This window comes from Metapseudomonas boanensis (genome assembly GCF_042232855.1).
In the GTDB taxonomy this organism is placed as follows: Bacteria; Pseudomonadota; Gammaproteobacteria; order Pseudomonadales; family Pseudomonadaceae; genus Metapseudomonas; species Metapseudomonas boanensis.
Window position 1 is genome coordinate 2,395,343 of the sequence record NZ_CP113889.1, and the last position, 15,948, is coordinate 2,411,290.

Below are 15,948 nucleotides of genomic sequence, written 5' to 3' on the forward strand. Positions count from 1 at the left end.
TCATGGCAACTGTCAAAGTAACGCTGGTCAAGAGCGTTAACGGCCGTCTGGCCAACCATAAAGCTTGCGTCAAGGGTCTCGGCCTGCGTCGTATTGGTCATACCGTTGAGGTTCAGGACACCCCTGAAAATCGCGGCATGATCAACAAGGCTTATTACCTTCTGCGTGTCGAGGGTTAATCCATGAAACTGAACGATCTGCGTTCCGCGCCGGGTGCCCGTCGCGAGAAGCACCGTCCGGGCCGTGGTATCGGTAGCGGTCTGGGTAAGACCGGCGGCCGTGGCCACAAAGGTCTGACCTCCCGCTCCGGCGGCAAGGTAGCTCCGGGCTTCGAAGGCGGTCAGCAGCCGCTGCACCGTCGCCTGCCGAAGTTTGGCTTCGTTTCCCTGAAGGCTATGGATCGCGCAGAAGTGCGTACTTCCGAGTTGGCCAAGGTCGAAGGCGATGTCATCACTCTGCAGGCTCTGAAGGATGCCAACGTGATCAATCAAAACGTGCAGCGCGTGAAAGTCATGCTGTCCGGTGAGGTTGTTCGCGCGGTTACCCTGAAAGGTATCGCCGCCACCAAGGGTGCGCGTGCGGCTATCGAAGCAGCTGGCGGTAAGTTCGAGGACTAAATGGCTAAGCAAGGTGCTCTCTCCGCGCTCAGCAATGGCGGGTTATCCGAGCTCTGGGCTCGACTGCGTTTCCTGTTCCTGGCGATCATCGTCTATCGGATCGGCGCGCACATTCCAGTGCCCGGTATCAACCCTGACCGGCTGGCCGAGCTGTTCCGGCAGAACGAGGGGACCATTCTTAGCCTGTTCAACATGTTCTCCGGCGGTGCGCTGGAGCGGATGAGTATCTTTGCACTGGGGATCATGCCGTACATTTCGGCCTCGATCATCATGCAGCTCATGACCGCTATCAGTCCTCAGTTGGAGCAGTTGAAGAAGGAAGGTGAAGCTGGCCGTCGCAAGATCAGCCAGTACACCCGCTACGGCACTGTAGCCTTGGCGTTGGTTCAGGCCATCGGCATGTCCGTTGGTCTGGCCAGTCAGGGCGTCGCGTTCTCGACTGATTTCGGCTTCTACTTCGTGTCTGTCACCACCTTCGTGGCGGGGGCAATGTTCATGATGTGGCTGGGCGAGCAGATCACTGAGCGCGGTGTCGGCAACGGTATCTCGATGCTGATTTTTGCAGGCATCGTGGCCGGTCTTCCTGCAGCGATCGGGCAGTCGTTCGAGTCGGCCCGTCAGGGTGATATCAACATCTTCGCCCTGATCGCTGTCGGTTTGCTGGCAGTAGCGATCATCGGTTTCGTGGTGTTCATTGAGCGTGGCCAGCGTCGCATTGCGGTGCACTACGCCAAGCGTCAGCAGGGCCGTAAGGTTTTTGCTGCGCAGACCAGCCACCTGCCGTTGAAGGTGAACATGGCCGGCGTCATTCCGGCTATTTTTGCCAGCAGCATCCTGCTGTTCCCGGCTTCGCTTGGCGCCTGGTTTGGTCAGTCCGAAAGCATGGGCTGGCTGCAGGATGTCGCGCAAGCTATCGCTCCTGGTCAGCCGTTGAACATTCTGCTGTTTAGTGCAGGGATCATTTTCTTCTGCTTCTTCTACACAGCGCTGATGTTCAATCCGAAAGACGTGGCGGAGAACCTGAAGAAGTCCGGTGCCTTTATCCCGGGTATCCGTCCGGGTGAGCAGTCGGCTCGCTACATTGATGGCGTACTGACCCGCTTGACCATGTTCGGTGCTCTGTACATGACGGCTGTTTGCCTGCTGCCCCAGTTCCTTGTGGTTGCAGCCAACGTACCGTTCTACCTTGGCGGGACCTCGTTGCTGATCGTGGTTGTGGTTGTGATGGACTTTATGTCCCAAGTACAATCCCACCTCGTTTCGCACCAGTACGAATCCCTGATGAAGAAAGCCAACCTGAAGGGCTATGGCAGCGGCATGCTCCGCTGACCTGGTGCCGTAAGGTTCTAGGAGTTACTGATGAAAGTTCGTGCATCGGTGAAAAAGCTGTGCCGTAACTGCAAGATCATCCGTCGCGACGGTATCGTTCGCGTGATCTGCAGCGCGGAACCGCGTCACAAACAGCGCCAAGGCTGAGTGTGATTCACGCGTTATGAACCCGGCAGCTAGTGCGCTGCCGGGTTGATTATTCGTTTCTACAGCGCTAATATCTCGCGCCCTTTTCTTGGCTTCCGGGGCGTAGGTAGCTGTCAACTGGAGTTTCACTGAATGGCCCGTATTGCAGGCGTCAACATTCCAGATAACAAGCACACTGTTATCTCGCTGACCTACATCTACGGTGTTGGTCGCACCACTGCACAGAACATCTGTGTAGCCACCGGCGTAAACCCGGCGGCAAAGATCAAGGATCTCTCTGACGAGCAGATCGAACAGCTGCGTGGCGAAGTTGCGAAGCTCACCACTGAAGGTGACCTTCGTCGCGAAATCAACATGAACATCAAGCGTCTGATGGATCTGGGCTGCTATCGCGGTCTGCGTCACCGTCGTGGCCTGCCTGTTCATGGTCAGCGTACGAAGACCAACGCGCGTACCCGTAAGGGCCCGCGTAAGCCGATCCGCAAGTAATTGCGCCCGCGAATCGACAGGAATTAAGTCATGGCTAAGCCTGCTGCTCGTCCTCGTAAGAAAGTCAAAAAGACAGTGGTGGATGGGATCGCCCATATCCACGCTTCTTTCAACAACACCATCGTTACCATCACTGATCGTCAGGGCAATGCACTGTCTTGGGCGACCTCCGGTGGTTCCGGTTTCCGCGGCTCCCGTAAGAGCACTCCGTTCGCTGCCCAGGTTGCAGCCGAGCGCGCCGGTCAGGCTGCTCTGGAGTACGGTCTGAAGAACCTCGACGTAAACGTCAAGGGCCCAGGTCCGGGTCGCGAATCCGCTGTGCGTGCTCTGAACGCCTGCGGCTACAAGATCGCCAGCATCACCGACGTGACGCCTATCCCGCACAACGGGTGCCGTCCGCCGAAGAAGCGTCGCGTGTAATAGGAGACAGTGAGAAATGGCTCGTTACATTGGTCCCAAGTGCAAACTGTCCCGTCGTGAAGGTACCGACCTCTTCCTGAAGAGTGGTGCTCGCGCGCTCGAATCCAAGTGCAACATCGAATCGGCTCCTGGCCAGCACGGCGCTCGTCGTGGTCGCCTGTCCGACTACGGTACCCAGCTGCGTGAAAAGCAGAAAGTCCGCCGCATCTACGGCGTGCTGGAGCGTCAGTTCGGTAACTACTACAAGGAAGCTGCTGGCCGTAAAGGCGCTACTGGCGAAAACCTGCTGCAACTCCTCGAGTGCCGCCTGGACAACGTCGTGTACCGCATGGGCTTCGGTGCTACCCGTTCCGAATCCCGCCAGCTGGTTTCCCACAAGGCCATCAGCGTTAACGGTCAGACCGTGAACGTTCCGTCCTACCAGGTCAAAGCTGGTGACGTCGTTGCCGTTCGCGAGAAATCGAAGAACCAACTGCGTATCGCCCAAGCCCTCGAACTGTGCGCCCAGCGCGGCCGGGTCGAGTGGGTTGAGGTTGACGCTGAGAAGAAGTCCGGTGTGTTCAAGAGCGTACCGGCTCGTAGCGATCTGTCCGCCGACATCAACGAAAACCTGATTGTCGAGCTCTACTCCAAGTAAGGGCTAGAAAATAGGTGCATCCATGCAGAGTTCGGTAAATGAGTTCCTGACCCCCCGCCACATTGATGTGCAGGTGGTCAGTCCGACCCGCGCCAAGATCACGCTCGAGCCTCTCGAGCGTGGTTTCGGCCATACCCTGGGCAACGCGCTGCGTCGCATCCTGTTGTCCTCCATGCCTGGCTGTGCAGTAGTCGAGGCCGAAATCGACGGCGTACTCCATGAGTACAGCGCCATCGAGGGTGTTCAGGAAGATGTCATCGAGATCCTCCTGAACCTTAAAGGTCTGGCTGTTAAGCTGCACGGCCGTGACGAAGTAACGCTGAACCTTTCCAAGAAAGGTTCGGGCGTGGTCACTGCTGCCGATATTCAGCTGGATCATGATGTCGAAATCGTCAACGGCGACCACGTGATCGCCAACCTGGCGGATAACGGCGCGCTGAACATGAAGCTCAAGGTGTCCCGTGGCCGTGGCTATGAGCCGGCTGACGCGCGCCAGAGCGACGAGGACGAGAGCCGCAGCATTGGTCGTCTGCAGCTCGACGCTACGTTCAGCCCCGTCCGCCGTGTTGCTTACGTGGTTGAAAACGCCCGTGTCGAGCAGCGTACCAACCTGGACAAGCTGGTCATAGATCTGGAAACCAACGGTACCCTGGACCCTGAAGAGGCTATCCGTCGTGCCGCTACCATCCTGCAACAGCAGCTGGCAGCGTTCGTCGACCTCAAAGGCGACAGCGAGCCGGTCGTGGTCGAGCAGGAAGATGAGATCGATCCGATTCTGCTACGCCCGGTTGATGATCTTGAGCTGACCGTACGTTCGGCCAACTGCCTCAAGGCGGAGAACATCTACTACATCGGTGATCTGATTCAGCGCACTGAAGTAGAACTGTTGAAGACTCCGAACCTGGGCAAGAAGTCCCTGACCGAGATCAAGGACGTCCTGGCCTCCCGTGGTCTGTCCCTCGGTATGCGCCTCGACAACTGGCCGCCGGCAAGTCTTAAGAAGGACGACAAGGCGACTGCCTGATCGTCGTAATCACCGAACGTGAGTTTGGTAAGGAATTGAACCATGCGTCATCGTAAAAGTGGCCGTCACCTGAGCCGCACCAGCGCACACCGCAAGGCCATGTTCCAGAACATGGCGGTGTCGCTGTTCGAGCACGAACTGATCAAAACCACCCTGCCCAAAGCCAAGGAACTGCGTCGCGTTGCCGAGCCGCTGATCACTCTGGCCAAGGAAGACAGCGTTGCCAACCGTCGTCTGGCCTTCGACCGTACTCGTTCGAAAGCCATCGTTGGCAAACTGTTCAACGATCTGGGCAAGCGCTATGCCAACCGTCAGGGCGGCTACCTGCGTATCCTGAAGTGCGGTTTCCGCGCTGGCGACAACGCTCCTATGGCTTACGTCGAGCTGGTTGACCGCCCGGTCACTGGTGAAGTCGAAGCTGCAGCCGAGTAAGTCGGTCGCGATGAAAAACCGGGCCTTGTGCCCGGTTTTTTATGCTTGTTTCATTAGTAAAAATCTATCGGCTTGCTGATTGTAATAAGGTTGATGCTCTGTGCCGTCAGCTTGAGACTCGCTGCCATCGGAATGGCCAAATGATCAAGCGCCGTAAGAGAATTGAGCATGAGCCAGGAGCCCGCAATGACCACCTGTGCTGGCAGTTCCATTGCTGAGAACCAGAATTCCCTGAGTGCCGGTCCGCGCAGCCCGCTGTTGATGCATGGGCTGCCAGCTCATCGAGAAGCTGGCGCAGAGGCGTGAGCGTATCCCTGAGCGCTTCGTGCACGCCTAAGGCTGGGGCGCATACGGCACCCACATCATTACCAATGAAATCTACCAGTACTCGAAGCCCTGGCTGCTCTCCGAGGTTGGCAAGCAAATTAAGGTGCCTGCGCGGCTCTCCACGGTAGCCGGTGAATTGGCTGCTGCAGGCGCCGAGCGGGATGTGCGTGGCTTTGCCCTGAAGTTCCGAGCCGAGGAAGGCAACTGGGACATGGTGGGTAACAACGCTCTGGTGTTCTTCATCCGTGACCCGCTGAAATTCCCTGACTTCATCCACACCCAGAAGCGCCACGCGAAGACCAACCTGCGCTCCAATAACGTAGTCCGGGATTTCTGGTCGCTATCGCCGGAGAGCCTGCGCCAGGTCACGATTCCCATGTCTGATCACGGGTTACCGACCGATGTTCGCACATCAATGGCTACGGCTCGCACATCTACAGCTTCATCAGTGCGGCCAAAGCGCGCGTCTGGGCCAAGCTCAACTTCGAGACGCTGCAGGGCAACAAGAATTGGACCGATGCGGAGGCTGTCGATGTTGTCAGCAACGGCGTTCGCGCAGCGCTGAAGGCGACCTCCCTGTAGGTTGGCGCAGCGCATAGCGGAGCCCAACGGAGATGGATCCAGCGTTGGACATCGCGTTGCTCGGCCCAACCTGCTGGGTAATCAAACAGACCGGGCATTGCTGCCCGGCAATCTGCATTACTGCTTTCCGCGTCAGGCGCGATCGCGCTCCAGCAACGGCTTAAGAAAGTGTCCGGTGTGCGACTGCGGCATGTCGGCGACCTCTTCCGGTGTGCCGGTGGCGATGATCTGGCCTCCTTTGGATCCACCCTCTGGGCCGAGGTCCACCAGCCAGTCCGCCGTCTTGATCACATCCAGGTTGTGCTCGATCACCACGACAGTATTGCCGTGGTCGCGCAGTCGATGCAGGACATCCAGCAACTGCTGTATATCCGCGAAGTGCAGCCCGGTGGTGGGTTCGTCGAGGATGTAGAGTGTCTTGCCGGTATCGCGCTTGGACAGCTCGCGGGACAACTTCACCCGCTGCGCTTCGCCTCCAGACAGGGTGGTCGCCGACTGGCCCAGGCGGATATAGGACAAGCCCACATCGATCAGCGTTTGCAACTTGCGGGCAATGGCTGGCACTGCGTCAAAGAACACGCGGGCTTCCTCGATGGTCATCTCCAGCACCTCATGGATGCTCTTGCCCTTGTAGCGGATCTCCAGGGTCTCGCGGTTGTAGCGTTTACCCTTGCAGATGTCGCACGGCACGTAGATGTCCGGCAGAAAGTGCATCTCCACCTTGATTACGCCATCGCCCTGGCAGGCCTCGCAGCGGCCGCCCTTGACGTTGAAGGAGAAACGTCCGGGCCCGTAGCCCCGCGAGCGGGATTCGGGGACGCCCGAGAACAGCTCTCGGATCGGCGTGAAGAGCCCGGTGTAAGTCGCCGGGTTGGAGCGTGGCGTGCGGCCGATCGGGCTCTGGTCGATGTCTACCACCTTGTCCAGGTGCTGCAGGCCGTCGAAGCTGTCGTGCGCGGCGGCCTCCAGCGAGGTGACACCGTTCAGGGCGGTGGCGGTGATGGGGAACAGGGTGTTATTGATAAGCGTCGACTTGCCCGAACCGGACACGCCGGTCACGCAGGTCAGTAGCCCCACCGGAATCTCCAGGTCTACCTGCTGCAGGTTGTTGCCACGTGCGCCCTTTAGCTTGAGCAACTTCTTCTTGTCGCGAGGGGTGCGCTCGGCTGGAATCTTTATTTTCACTCTGCCCGATAGGTATTTGCCGGTCAGCGAATCAGGGTGCGACATCACATCGTCCGGCGTGCCCTCGGCGACAATCTGCCCGCCGTGTACTCCAGCGCCGGGGCCAATGTCGACAACATAGTCGGCGAGGCGAATGGCGTCTTCGTCGTGCTCGACGACGATCACCGTGTTGCCCAGGTTGCGCAGATGGGTAAGGGTCGCCAGCAGGCGTTCGTTGTCGCGCTGGTGAAGGCCGATGGACGGCTCGTCGAGGATGTACATCACACCGACCAGGCCTGCGCCGATCTGGCTGGCCAAGCGGATGCGCTGTGCCTCGCCACCGGACAGGGTGTCGGCGCTACGGTCGAGGGTCAGGTAGTCCAGACCCACATTGACCAGAAACTGAAGGCGCTCGCGGATCTCCTTGAGGATCTTCTCGGCAATCTCGCCGCGCCGGCCAGTCAGGCTCAGGCCGCCGAAGTAATGGGCGGCATCCCCCACCGGCAGGCCAGTGACTGCTGGCAGGGTCTTGTCGCCCACCCAGACGTGACGGGCTTCCCGGCGCAGGCGGGTGCCACGGCAATCAGGGCAGGGCTGGGTGCTGAGGAACTTGGCCAGCTCTTCGCGCACGGTGGCCGATTCGGTTTCCCGGTAGCGCCGTTCGAGGTTCGGGATGATGCCTTCGAAGGGGTGGGAGCGCTTGACGATATCGCCGCGGTCATTGAGGTAACGGAAGTCGACATCCTCGCGGCCACTGCCGAAGAGGATCGCCTTCTGGTGCTCGGCGGGCAGGTCGTCAAACGGTTCTTCCAGGCTGAAGCCGTAATGCGCGGCGAGTGAGCCGAGCATCTGAAAGTAGTAGACGTTGCGGCGGTCCCAGCCGCGGATTGCGCCCTCGGCAAGGGTCAGTTCGCCATTCACGAGGCGCTTGGCATCGAAGAACTGCTTCACCCCCAGGCCGTCACAGGTGGGGCAGGCGCCGGCGGGATTGTTGAAGGAGAACAACTTGGGCTCCAACTCGCTGATGGAGTGGCCGCAATGGGGGCAGGCAAAACGTGCGGAGAAGATGATCTCCTCTCCCGGCTCGTCGTCCATCGGCGCTACCAGGGCGATGCCGTCGGCGAGGTTGATAGCCGTTTCGAAGGACTCCGCTAGGCGTTGCTGCAGGTCCTCGCGCACCTTGAAGCGGTCTACGACCACATCGATGGAGTGCTTCTTCTGCTTGTCCAGCTTGGGTAGTTCGTCCAGTTCGTATAGCTTGCCGTTGACCCGCGCGCGGACGAAGCCTTGGGCACGCAGCTCCTCGAACACCGCGAGGTGCTCGCCCTTGCGCTCGCGAATCACGGGTGCCAGCAGCATCAGCTTGCGACCTTCCGGTAGGTCCAGGACCTGGTCGACCATCTGGCTCACGGTCTGTGCTTCCAGCGGGACGTCATGGTCCGGGCAGCGCGGAATGCCGACGCGGGCGTAGAGCAGGCGCAGGTAGTCGTAGATCTCGGTGATGGTGCCCACGGTCGAGCGCGGGTTGTGGGAAGTCGACTTCTGCTCGATGGAAATCGCGGGCGATAGGCCCTCGATGGTATCGACGTCCGGCTTCTCCATCATCGACAGGAACTGCCGGGCGTAGGCCGATAGTGACTCCACGTAGCGGCGCTGACCTTCGGCATAGAGGGTGTCGAAGGCCAGCGATGACTTGCCAGAGCCCGACAGGCCAGTGATCACGATCAGCTTATCGCGGGGCAGGGTGAGATCGATGTTCTTCAGGTTGTGGGTGCGTGCCCCACGTATCAGGATCTTGTCCACAACGGCCTCGCTTGGCGGGCGGAAACCCGCGATTATACGGTCCGCAGGACGGGCGCGGCAAAGCGTCACGACTGTGCCGAGGAGGAAAGGGGCTGCTAGAATGCGCGTCATTTTTCGGCACCGGCCGCAGCCGGACACCCTGGAGCGGGTGGTTCGCCAAACAGGGCGCACGACGCAAGCCCCAACCGATTTTCCTTGAGGCATCTATGCATGATCTCCACTCGGAACGCATGAGCGGCAGAGAGACGCGAGCCGCCAGCGGCCTGGCCCTGGTCTTCGCGTTCCGCATGCTCGGCATGTTCATGGTCTTGCCGGTCCTGGCCACCTATGGTCAGGACCTGGCCGGTGCCACCCCGGCACTGATCGGCCTTGCAATTGGTGCCTATGGCCTGACCCAGGCTGTACTGCAGATTCCCTTTGGCGTTATTTCCGACCGCATCGGCCGCCTGCCGGTGATCTATGTTGGCCTGTTGATCTTCGCCGCGGGGGCGGCGTTGGCAGCCAATGCCGATTCCATCTGGGGAGTGATCGCCGGGCGTGTCTTGCAGGGGGCCGGGGCCATTTCGGCGGCCGTGATGGCGCTGCTTTCCGATCTCACCCGCGAGCAGCACCGGACCAAGGCCATGGCCATGATTGGCATGAGCATCGGTGTGTCCTTTGCGATTGCCATGGTGGTCGGCCCGTTGCTGACCCGCGCCTTTGGCCTCGCCGGGTTGTTCTGGACCACTGCCGGAATGGCCCTGTTGGGTATCATGATCATCGCCCTCATGGTGCCGCGTGCGGCCCATCCCCTGCAGCATCGTGAGTCCGGCGTGGCGCGCCAGGCGCTGATGCCAACCCTCAGGCACCCCGACCTGCTGCGCCTTGACTTCGGTATCCTTGCCCTCCACGCCATCCTCATGGCGAGTTTTGTCGCCCTGCCGCTGGCACTGGTGGAAAAGGCCGGCCTGCCCAAGGAAGAGCACTGGTGGGTGTACCTCACTGCGCTGCTGGTGGGCTTCTTCGGCATGGTTCCTTTCATCATCTATGGCGAGAAGAAGCGTCAGATGAAGCGCGTGCTGACCGGCGCAGTCGCCGTGCTGCTCGCTTGCGAGCTGTTCTTCTGGCAGTTCGGCGACAGCCTGCGAGCTCTGGTGTTCGGCGCCATCCTCTTCTTTACCGCCTTCAACCTGCTGGAGGCGTCGCTGCCCTCGCTAATCAGCAAGGTCGCCCCGGCCGGAGGCAAGGGCACTGCGATGGGCGTCTATTCCACCAGTCAGTTCCTCGGCGCGGCCGTCGGCGGCATCCTCGGAGGCTGGCTATTCGAGCATGGTGGCGTGGCCACGGTTTTCGTCGGCTGTGCCGTGGCCTGTGCAATTTGGCTGGCTATTGCTGTTACTATGCGCGAACCGCCTTATGTGACCAGCCTGCGCCTGCCGCTTTGTGCAGCGGCCCTTGCAGATGCCAGGTTGGCCGAGCGTTTGTTGGCTGTGCCCGGAGTGGCGGATGCCGTGGTGGTAGCCGAAGAAGCTGCCATCTATATCAAAGTGGATACCGAACAATTGGACCGCACGTCCCTGGAGCGCCTGGTTACGCCTGCGCCCGAACGTGCTGAAGCCTAGGAGAACGTCATGGCCCGTGGGGTTAACAAAGTCATTCTGGTTGGTAACGTCGGTGGTGATCCGGAAACCCGCTACCTGCCCAACGGCAATGCGGTGACCAATATCACCCTGGCCACCAGCGAAAGCTGGAAAGACAAGCAGACCGGCCAGCAGCAGGAGCGCACCGAGTGGCACCGCGTGGTGTTCTTCGGTCGTCTCGCCGAAATCGCCGGCGAGTACCTGCGCAAGGGCTCGCAGGTCTACGTCGAAGGCTCCCTGCGCACTCGCGAGTGGGAAAAGGACGGCGTGAAGCGCTACACCACCGAGATCGTGGTCGACATCAACGGCAACATGCAGTTGCTCGGCGGCCGCCCCGGCAGCGAAGGCGATGCGCCGCGCGCCCCGCGCCCGCAGCGCGAGCCGCAGCAGTCTGCCCCGCGCGAGCAGCGCCCGGCACCGCAGCCTGCTGCCCAGCCGGCTCCGGACTACGACAGCTTCGACGACGACATCCCGTTCTGAGTCGAACTGCACGCTCCGCGCAAAATAGAAAGGCGCAGCCAGATGGCTGCGCCTTTTTCGTTTCTGGCTTGTGTCTATACAGGGTTCAGAGCTGATAGCTCACAGCCGCGGTCAGATTGCGCTTCGCGCTGAAACAGCAGGAGTCGAGGCTGTCGCACGACGCCACATAGTTCTCGCCCATCAGGTGGTTGGCGTTCAGACTGACGTCCACGCCCTTGAGCCCGACCTTGCCCAGGTCTTAACCGATGACGGCGTCGACCAGGGTGTAGGAGGGCACGTGCAGGGTGTTCTCCTTGTCTGCCCAGGTCTGGCCGACGTAGCGCACGCTGCGCAGCCAGCTCTTCAGCCAAGCCAGCGCGTGGACGTTAAGGGGGGACCACGACATGGGGTCACCGTCCGCAACGGTATCAAATGATGGTCCGTCGCTTTTGCATGTACCGCACAAGCCTTGTGCAACTTCAATGCTCGATTGCCCCCGGGGGGACTCGGGAATGACGCGCTCAGCGATACCAGCGCGGCGTATAGACCCACTCGCTGCCATTGCCATTGCTGAACCGCTGGGTCAGCGATGAGCCGATGATCACCAGGGTGCGCATGTCCACCTGCTCCGGCCGTAGTTCGCTGAGGCTGGTCACCGTCAGCGCTTCCGCCGGCCGACCGATGTCGCGGCCGAGGACCACCACCGTCTCTGGACGGCGATGGCGGGCGACGATTTCCAGTGCGCGACCGAGCTGCCAGGGGCGGGCCTTGGAAATCGGGTTGTATAAGGCCATTGCCAGGTCAGCGGCGGCAGTGTGGTCGAGGCGCTGCTCGATCACCTCCCACGGCTTGAGGTTGTCCGACAGCGACAGCAGGCAGAAATCATGGCCCAGCGGCGCGCCAGCCTTGGCGGCAGTGGCCAAGGCCGCAGAGACGCCCGGGAACACCTGGAGCTCGACGCGTTGCCAGTCTGGATCGTCGGACTCGTGCAGCGCTTCCAGTACGGCAGCAGCCATGGCAAACACGCCCGGGTCGCCGGATGACACCACCACCACGCGGCGCCCGCTGGCGGCGAGTTCGAAGGCGTGGCGGGCGCGCTGCATTTCCTCGCGGTTATCAGTGCAATGCAGCACCTGCTCCGGGCGGAAGGGGCCGGCCATACGAACGTAGGTTTCGTAGCCGAGCAGGTCCTCGGCCTCGTCCAGTGCCTGGCGGGTGGCCGGCACCATGAACTCGGCTGCCCCGGGCCCGAGGCCGACCACGGTCAGGCGTCCGCGCGGCTGGCCGATGTGGGCCGGGTCCAGCGGTTGCTGCGCGACCAGCAAGCAGATGTCGCCGATCTGCTGGTGCAGCGGTGGCAGCGTACTGTCGTCGGTGATGAAGCGCAGCGGCACTCCAAGCGCTCTAGCGGCGGCGTGCAATTGGCTGTCGGCCATGCACTCGCGTCCGGCGAGCAGGCAGGCCAGCGACAGTGGGGCGAGCCCGGTGTCGGCCAGAGCCTGGCGTACCGCCTCTGCGGATACCGGGCCATCGACCCGGGCAATCGCCACTTGCGGGTGGATTAGCAGCTCATCACGCTGCGCCAGGCGATCCTTCGCGGTGATGTGAATAACCCGCTGCGCTTCGTCGGCCAGCGGCAGCCGCGCGGCATCGAGCCAGGGCGCAGTGCCCTCGACGCGCACGGTCTCGCCGCCCAGGAGGTCGGAGACGAAGCGCTTGCCTTGTTCGATGTCCGCCAGCGCATAGCCGGCTGGTGGGGCCAGCAGACAGGTGCCGAAACGCAACTCGCCGCTGGTCGTGATCGCCGGCGCTACTTCCAGCGCGCAAGCGATCTCGCGGGCCATTCGATTGACCCCGCCGAAGCCACCCAACAGCGGCACCACAGCGCTGCCATCTTCGGCCACGGCGAGCACGGGCGGCTCGGCGCCCTTGCTTGCGAGCAGGGGGGCCAGGGTGCGGATCAGGATGCCGGCTGCGCATAGGCCGATGATCGGCGTGTCGTTGCGATACAGCTCGCGCAGGGTCTCGCCGAATTCCGCGTATTGGGCATCGGCGCCCTCCACGCGCTGCTCCAGGCCGAGGATGCGCGCCTGTGGATAAAGCGCCTGGATGCGCTTCGCAACTGGCAGACCGGTGTTGCCCAGCAGGACGATGGCGGGGGCGTTGTGCGGTTCCATCAGCCTCTCCACTTCTCGCCGGGGATGACGACCATCGAGAAGTAAGGCGAGGCCATCGGGTCCACTTCATCCAGCGGCACGATGCGCTGGTTGACCATGGTCGCGCGCTCCACATAGTGCGCACGGTCGGCCAGGCCCAGTTCGACCAGCACGCGGCGGACCTTGTCGAAGTTGCGGCCGAGCTTCATCACAACGGCCGCCTCGGCTTCGCGCAGGCGCGCCTTGAGCTCGTCTTCCGGCAACACGCCGGACAGCACCGAGAGGCTCTGGTTGCGGTACACCAGCGGCACGCCGAGCACCGCCGCACTGCCCAGCATGGAGCAGACGCCGGGCACCACTTCCACCTCGTAGCGGCCGGAGAGGCGGTCATGCAGATACATGTAGGAGCCGTAGAAGAACGGGTCGCCCTCGCAGATCACGGCTACATCTAGGCCTGCCTCCAGATGGAGCGCCACCTGCTCGGCGGCGGTGTCGTAGAAGTCGCTGATGACGGTTTCGTAGCTCAGCGGCGGCTCGAGTTTTTCGGTGGTCACCGGGTAGACCAGCGGCATGCGCTGCTGCTCGTCCTTGAGGTGACCCTCGATGATGCTGAAGGCGTTGCCGCCGTGGCCCTTGCTGGCCTTCGCCTTGGCCACGAAATAGCCCACCACCGGCGCCGACTGCAGCAGGCGCAGGGCTTTCAGGGTGATCAGTTCCGGGTCGCCGGGGCCGACACCCAGGCCGATCAAACGTCCCTTGCCGCTCATCATTCGATCTCCGTAGCCAGTGCATTGACCGCTGCTGCCGCCATGGCGCTGCCGCCGCGGCGCCCGCGTACGATCACATAAGGCACGCCGCGGCTATCGGCAGCGAGCAGGTCCTTGGACTCGGCGGCACCGACGAAACCCACCGGGAAACCGAGGATAAGCGCCGGCTTCGGTGCACCGGCAGCGAGCATTTCCAGCAGATAGAAGAGCGCGGTGGGGGCATTGCCGATCACTACCACGCTGCCTTCCAGATGCTCGCGCCAGTGCTCCAGGGCCACGGCCGAGCGGGTGTTGCCCAGTTCGCGGGCCAGCTCCGGCACATCGGGATCATTGAGGGTGCAGATGACCCGGTTGTTCGCCGGCAGGCGTGCGCGGGTGATGCCTTCGGCGACCATGCGCGCATCGCAGAGGATCGGTGCGCCGGCGGCGATAGCCGCCCGACCCGCAGCGCCAGCGCCCGGGGAGAACCGCAGGTCTTCCACCACATCGACCATGCCGCAGGCATGGATCACCCGCACCGCGAGCTTTTCCAGGTCGGAGGGGATGCCGGCCAGGTTGGCCTCGGCACGAATGATGGAAAAGGAGTTGCGATAGATCTCCTGACCATCGCGGATGTACTCAAGCATGGGTGGGGCTCCAGGTGTCAGGAGAGGAGGCCAGGCGCTCGGCAGCCTCCTGGATGGTCAGGTTGCGCGCCAGCAGGCGGCCGAAGCCGTTGTCACCGGTTTCGCGTTGATAAAGGTCGTAGCGGCCTGGGCCCACGGCCAGCAGGGTCAGCGGTGCCACATGAGCTGCGGCGCAGGAGCGAGGGCAGCCGCTGAGGTGCAGGCCGGGGAGGGGGCCGAGATGCGAGGCCAGCCAGAGGGCATCGCCCTTGGTGTCGGCCAGGCCTTTCGCACAGCCGGTCGAACCGGTGCAGGCGATCAGCCAGGCCTGGGGCGAGCGAGCGTCGATGGCCAGGCCGAGGTCTTCAAGTTGCTGCAGTACAAGGCCGATCGCTTGCTCGGGAATATTTGGCAGCAGTACGGATTGCCAGGGTGTCAGGCGCAAGCTGGCATCGCCCCGGGTTTCGGCCAGGTCGGCCAGTCTGGCGAGCTGCTCCGCTGTCAACCGGCCCACGGCAGGTACACCGCCGACCATTCTCAATCCGGCTTGGCGTTGTGGCTGCGTTCCGATGTGCAGGCCGGCCGGTGGGCTTGGGCGGCGCCAATGCCCGGCCGGCAGCAGGGGAAAGTCCAGGCGGGCCTGCAAGCGCATCAGCAAGTCGCCGGCAGGGTGCGCTTCGAGCAGGTGACGCATGCGCGTCTGCTCGGGCGTGGCGAGTTCGAGGAACAGGTCGAGCAGTGCTTCCACCAACTGCGGTGTCTGGCAGATGCGTACCGCCGCCAGAGCGTCCGGTTCGTCCGCACGTTGCGGCGGGCAGCCTGCCAGGCCGAAGGCAATCTGTGGCGTCGGGCCGCCGACCATCACCGACAGCCAGATGTCGTGCGGGTGCTCCAGCATGGCCAGTTGCTCACCGCCGTCCAGCAGCAGGGCGAACTTGGGCGACAAGGCGTGGAAGCGCGGCGAGTTCTGCAGTAGGGCGAGCAGGTCATCGGCCAGCGACGAGATATCCACAACGGCGGCAGGGTCGAGCCCGGCAGCGGGGCTGACCATCAGGTTGCGCACATCGTCAGCACCAGGGGTGCTGGGGCCGAGGTCAGCGGCGAGCAGTTGGTCGACCAGGGCCGCTTCGGCGCCAGGCCTTACCCCGCGTATTTGCAGGTTGGCCCGATTGGTCGTCTCGATCACCCCGCTGGCGTGGGCCGTCGCGGCTTCAGCCACAGCGTGGGCCTGGACAGATGTCAGCCGGCCACAGGGCAACTTGATGCGGCAGATGCCACCATCCTGTGCTGGGACAATGCGCGATAGCCCGGGACAGGCTGACGGGCGAGGGGACGTGCTGGTGCTGGGCAAGACGTGTTTCACAGGGTCAC

General features: G+C 62.3%; 17 protein-coding genes and 2 pseudogenes. 12 read left to right on the plus strand and 7 right to left on the minus strand.

Annotation, left to right across the window (positions count from 1 at the left end; all coding sequences use genetic code 11):
• The first annotated feature begins 2 nt into the window (after positions 1-2).
• The 9 genes from rpmD (at position 3) to rplQ (ending at position 5,095) form a co-directional block, all read left to right on the plus strand.
• Complete coding sequence (gene rpmD / locus OXH74_RS11005) at positions 3-179, plus strand: 50S ribosomal protein L30 (protein ID WP_036991154.1); 177 nt, start codon at positions 3-5, stop codon at positions 177-179.
• Between the two features lie 3 nt (positions 180-182).
• On the plus strand, positions 183-617 hold the full coding sequence (rplO, locus tag OXH74_RS11010; protein ID WP_215377599.1) for a 50S ribosomal protein L15: 435 nt from the start codon (positions 183-185) through the stop codon (positions 615-617).
• The gene (secY, locus tag OXH74_RS11015) at positions 618-1,946 is read left to right on the plus strand and encodes a preprotein translocase subunit SecY (protein ID WP_215377602.1); all 1,329 of its coding nucleotides are present in this window, start codon (positions 618-620) and stop codon (positions 1,944-1,946) included. It begins immediately after the preceding gene.
• 30 nt (positions 1,947-1,976) lie between these two features.
• Positions 1,977-2,093 carry a 50S ribosomal protein L36 gene (gene rpmJ / locus OXH74_RS11020; protein WP_003093693.1) on the plus strand — a complete coding sequence of 39 codons (117 nt, stop codon included), beginning with the start codon at positions 1,977-1,979 and terminating at the stop codon, positions 2,091-2,093.
• A 132-nt stretch (positions 2,094-2,225) separates the two neighbouring features.
• Entirely contained in the window at positions 2,226-2,582 is a 357-nt protein-coding gene (rpsM, locus tag OXH74_RS11025) for a 30S ribosomal protein S13 (RefSeq protein WP_215377604.1), read from the plus strand.
• Between the two features lie 30 nt (positions 2,583-2,612).
• Positions 2,613-3,002 carry a 30S ribosomal protein S11 gene (rpsK, locus tag OXH74_RS11030; protein WP_003093689.1) on the plus strand — a complete coding sequence of 130 codons (390 nt, stop codon included), beginning with the start codon at positions 2,613-2,615 and terminating at the stop codon, positions 3,000-3,002.
• A 16-nt stretch (positions 3,003-3,018) separates the two neighbouring features.
• Positions 3,019-3,639 carry a 30S ribosomal protein S4 gene (rpsD, locus tag OXH74_RS11035; protein WP_215377607.1) on the plus strand — a complete coding sequence of 207 codons (621 nt, stop codon included), beginning with the start codon at positions 3,019-3,021 and terminating at the stop codon, positions 3,637-3,639.
• 22 nt (positions 3,640-3,661) lie between these two features.
• The gene (locus tag OXH74_RS11040; RefSeq protein WP_375741209.1) at positions 3,662-4,663 is read left to right on the plus strand and encodes a DNA-directed RNA polymerase subunit alpha; all 1,002 of its coding nucleotides are present in this window, start codon (positions 3,662-3,664) and stop codon (positions 4,661-4,663) included.
• Positions 4,664-4,705: 42 nt separating this feature from the next.
• A complete protein-coding gene (gene rplQ, locus OXH74_RS11045; protein WP_215377611.1) occupies positions 4,706-5,095 on the plus strand; it encodes a 50S ribosomal protein L17 in 390 nt (129 codons plus the stop codon).
• Positions 5,096-5,148: 53 nt separating this feature from the next.
• Here the strand turns inward: rplQ and OXH74_RS11050 are convergent, their stop codons facing one another.
• Positions 5,149-5,307 (minus strand): hypothetical protein, encoded by a 159-nt coding sequence (locus OXH74_RS11050; RefSeq protein ID WP_375741210.1) that lies wholly within the window; start codon positions 5,305-5,307, stop codon positions 5,149-5,151.
• A 164-nt stretch (positions 5,308-5,471) separates the two neighbouring features.
• Between OXH74_RS11050 and OXH74_RS11055 the strand changes: the two are divergent.
• A pseudogene (locus OXH74_RS11055) lies at positions 5,472-6,004 on the plus strand (catalase).
• A 132-nt stretch (positions 6,005-6,136) separates the two neighbouring features.
• Here OXH74_RS11055 and uvrA read toward each other — a convergent pair.
• Positions 6,137-8,971 (minus strand): excinuclease ABC subunit UvrA, encoded by a 2,835-nt coding sequence (gene uvrA / locus OXH74_RS11060; RefSeq protein WP_375741597.1) that lies wholly within the window; start codon positions 8,969-8,971, stop codon positions 6,137-6,139.
• A gap of 206 nt (positions 8,972-9,177) precedes the next feature.
• Between uvrA and OXH74_RS11065 the strand changes: the two genes are divergently transcribed.
• Both OXH74_RS11065 and OXH74_RS11070 read left to right on the plus strand, forming a co-directional pair.
• Complete coding sequence (locus tag OXH74_RS11065) at positions 9,178-10,572, plus strand: MFS transporter (RefSeq protein WP_375741211.1); 1,395 nt, start codon at positions 9,178-9,180, stop codon at positions 10,570-10,572.
• A gap of 9 nt (positions 10,573-10,581) precedes the next feature.
• Complete coding sequence (locus OXH74_RS11070; RefSeq protein WP_375741212.1) at positions 10,582-11,070, plus strand: single-stranded DNA-binding protein; 489 nt, start codon at positions 10,582-10,584, stop codon at positions 11,068-11,070.
• A gap of 85 nt (positions 11,071-11,155) precedes the next feature.
• On the opposite strand, the pseudogene OXH74_RS11075 reads toward OXH74_RS11070, so the two are convergent.
• The 5 genes and pseudogenes from OXH74_RS11075 to cobG form a co-directional block, all read right to left on the minus strand.
• Positions 11,156-11,392, minus strand: a pseudogene (locus OXH74_RS11075) (hypothetical protein); the annotation flags it as partial.
• Between the two features lie 178 nt (positions 11,393-11,570).
• The gene (cobJ, locus tag OXH74_RS11080; protein WP_375741213.1) at positions 11,571-13,226 is read right to left on the minus strand and encodes a precorrin-3B C(17)-methyltransferase; all 1,656 of its coding nucleotides are present in this window, start codon (positions 13,224-13,226) and stop codon (positions 11,571-11,573) included.
• Positions 13,226-13,975 carry a precorrin-2 C(20)-methyltransferase gene (locus tag OXH74_RS11085; RefSeq protein WP_375741214.1) on the minus strand — a complete coding sequence of 250 codons (750 nt, stop codon included), beginning with the start codon at positions 13,973-13,975 and terminating at the stop codon, positions 13,226-13,228. Before OXH74_RS11085 ends, cobJ begins: the two co-directional genes overlap by 1 nt.
• Positions 13,972-14,598, minus strand: coding sequence for a precorrin-8X methylmutase (locus tag OXH74_RS11090; RefSeq protein WP_375741215.1), 627 nt, complete (start codon positions 14,596-14,598; stop codon positions 13,972-13,974). Before OXH74_RS11090 ends, OXH74_RS11085 begins: the two co-directional genes overlap by 4 nt.
• Positions 14,591-15,940 carry a precorrin-3B synthase gene (gene cobG / locus OXH74_RS11095; protein ID WP_375741216.1) on the minus strand — a complete coding sequence of 450 codons (1,350 nt, stop codon included), beginning with the start codon at positions 15,938-15,940 and terminating at the stop codon, positions 14,591-14,593. Before cobG ends, OXH74_RS11090 begins: the two co-directional genes overlap by 8 nt.
• Between the last annotated feature and the right edge of the window lie 8 nt (positions 15,941-15,948).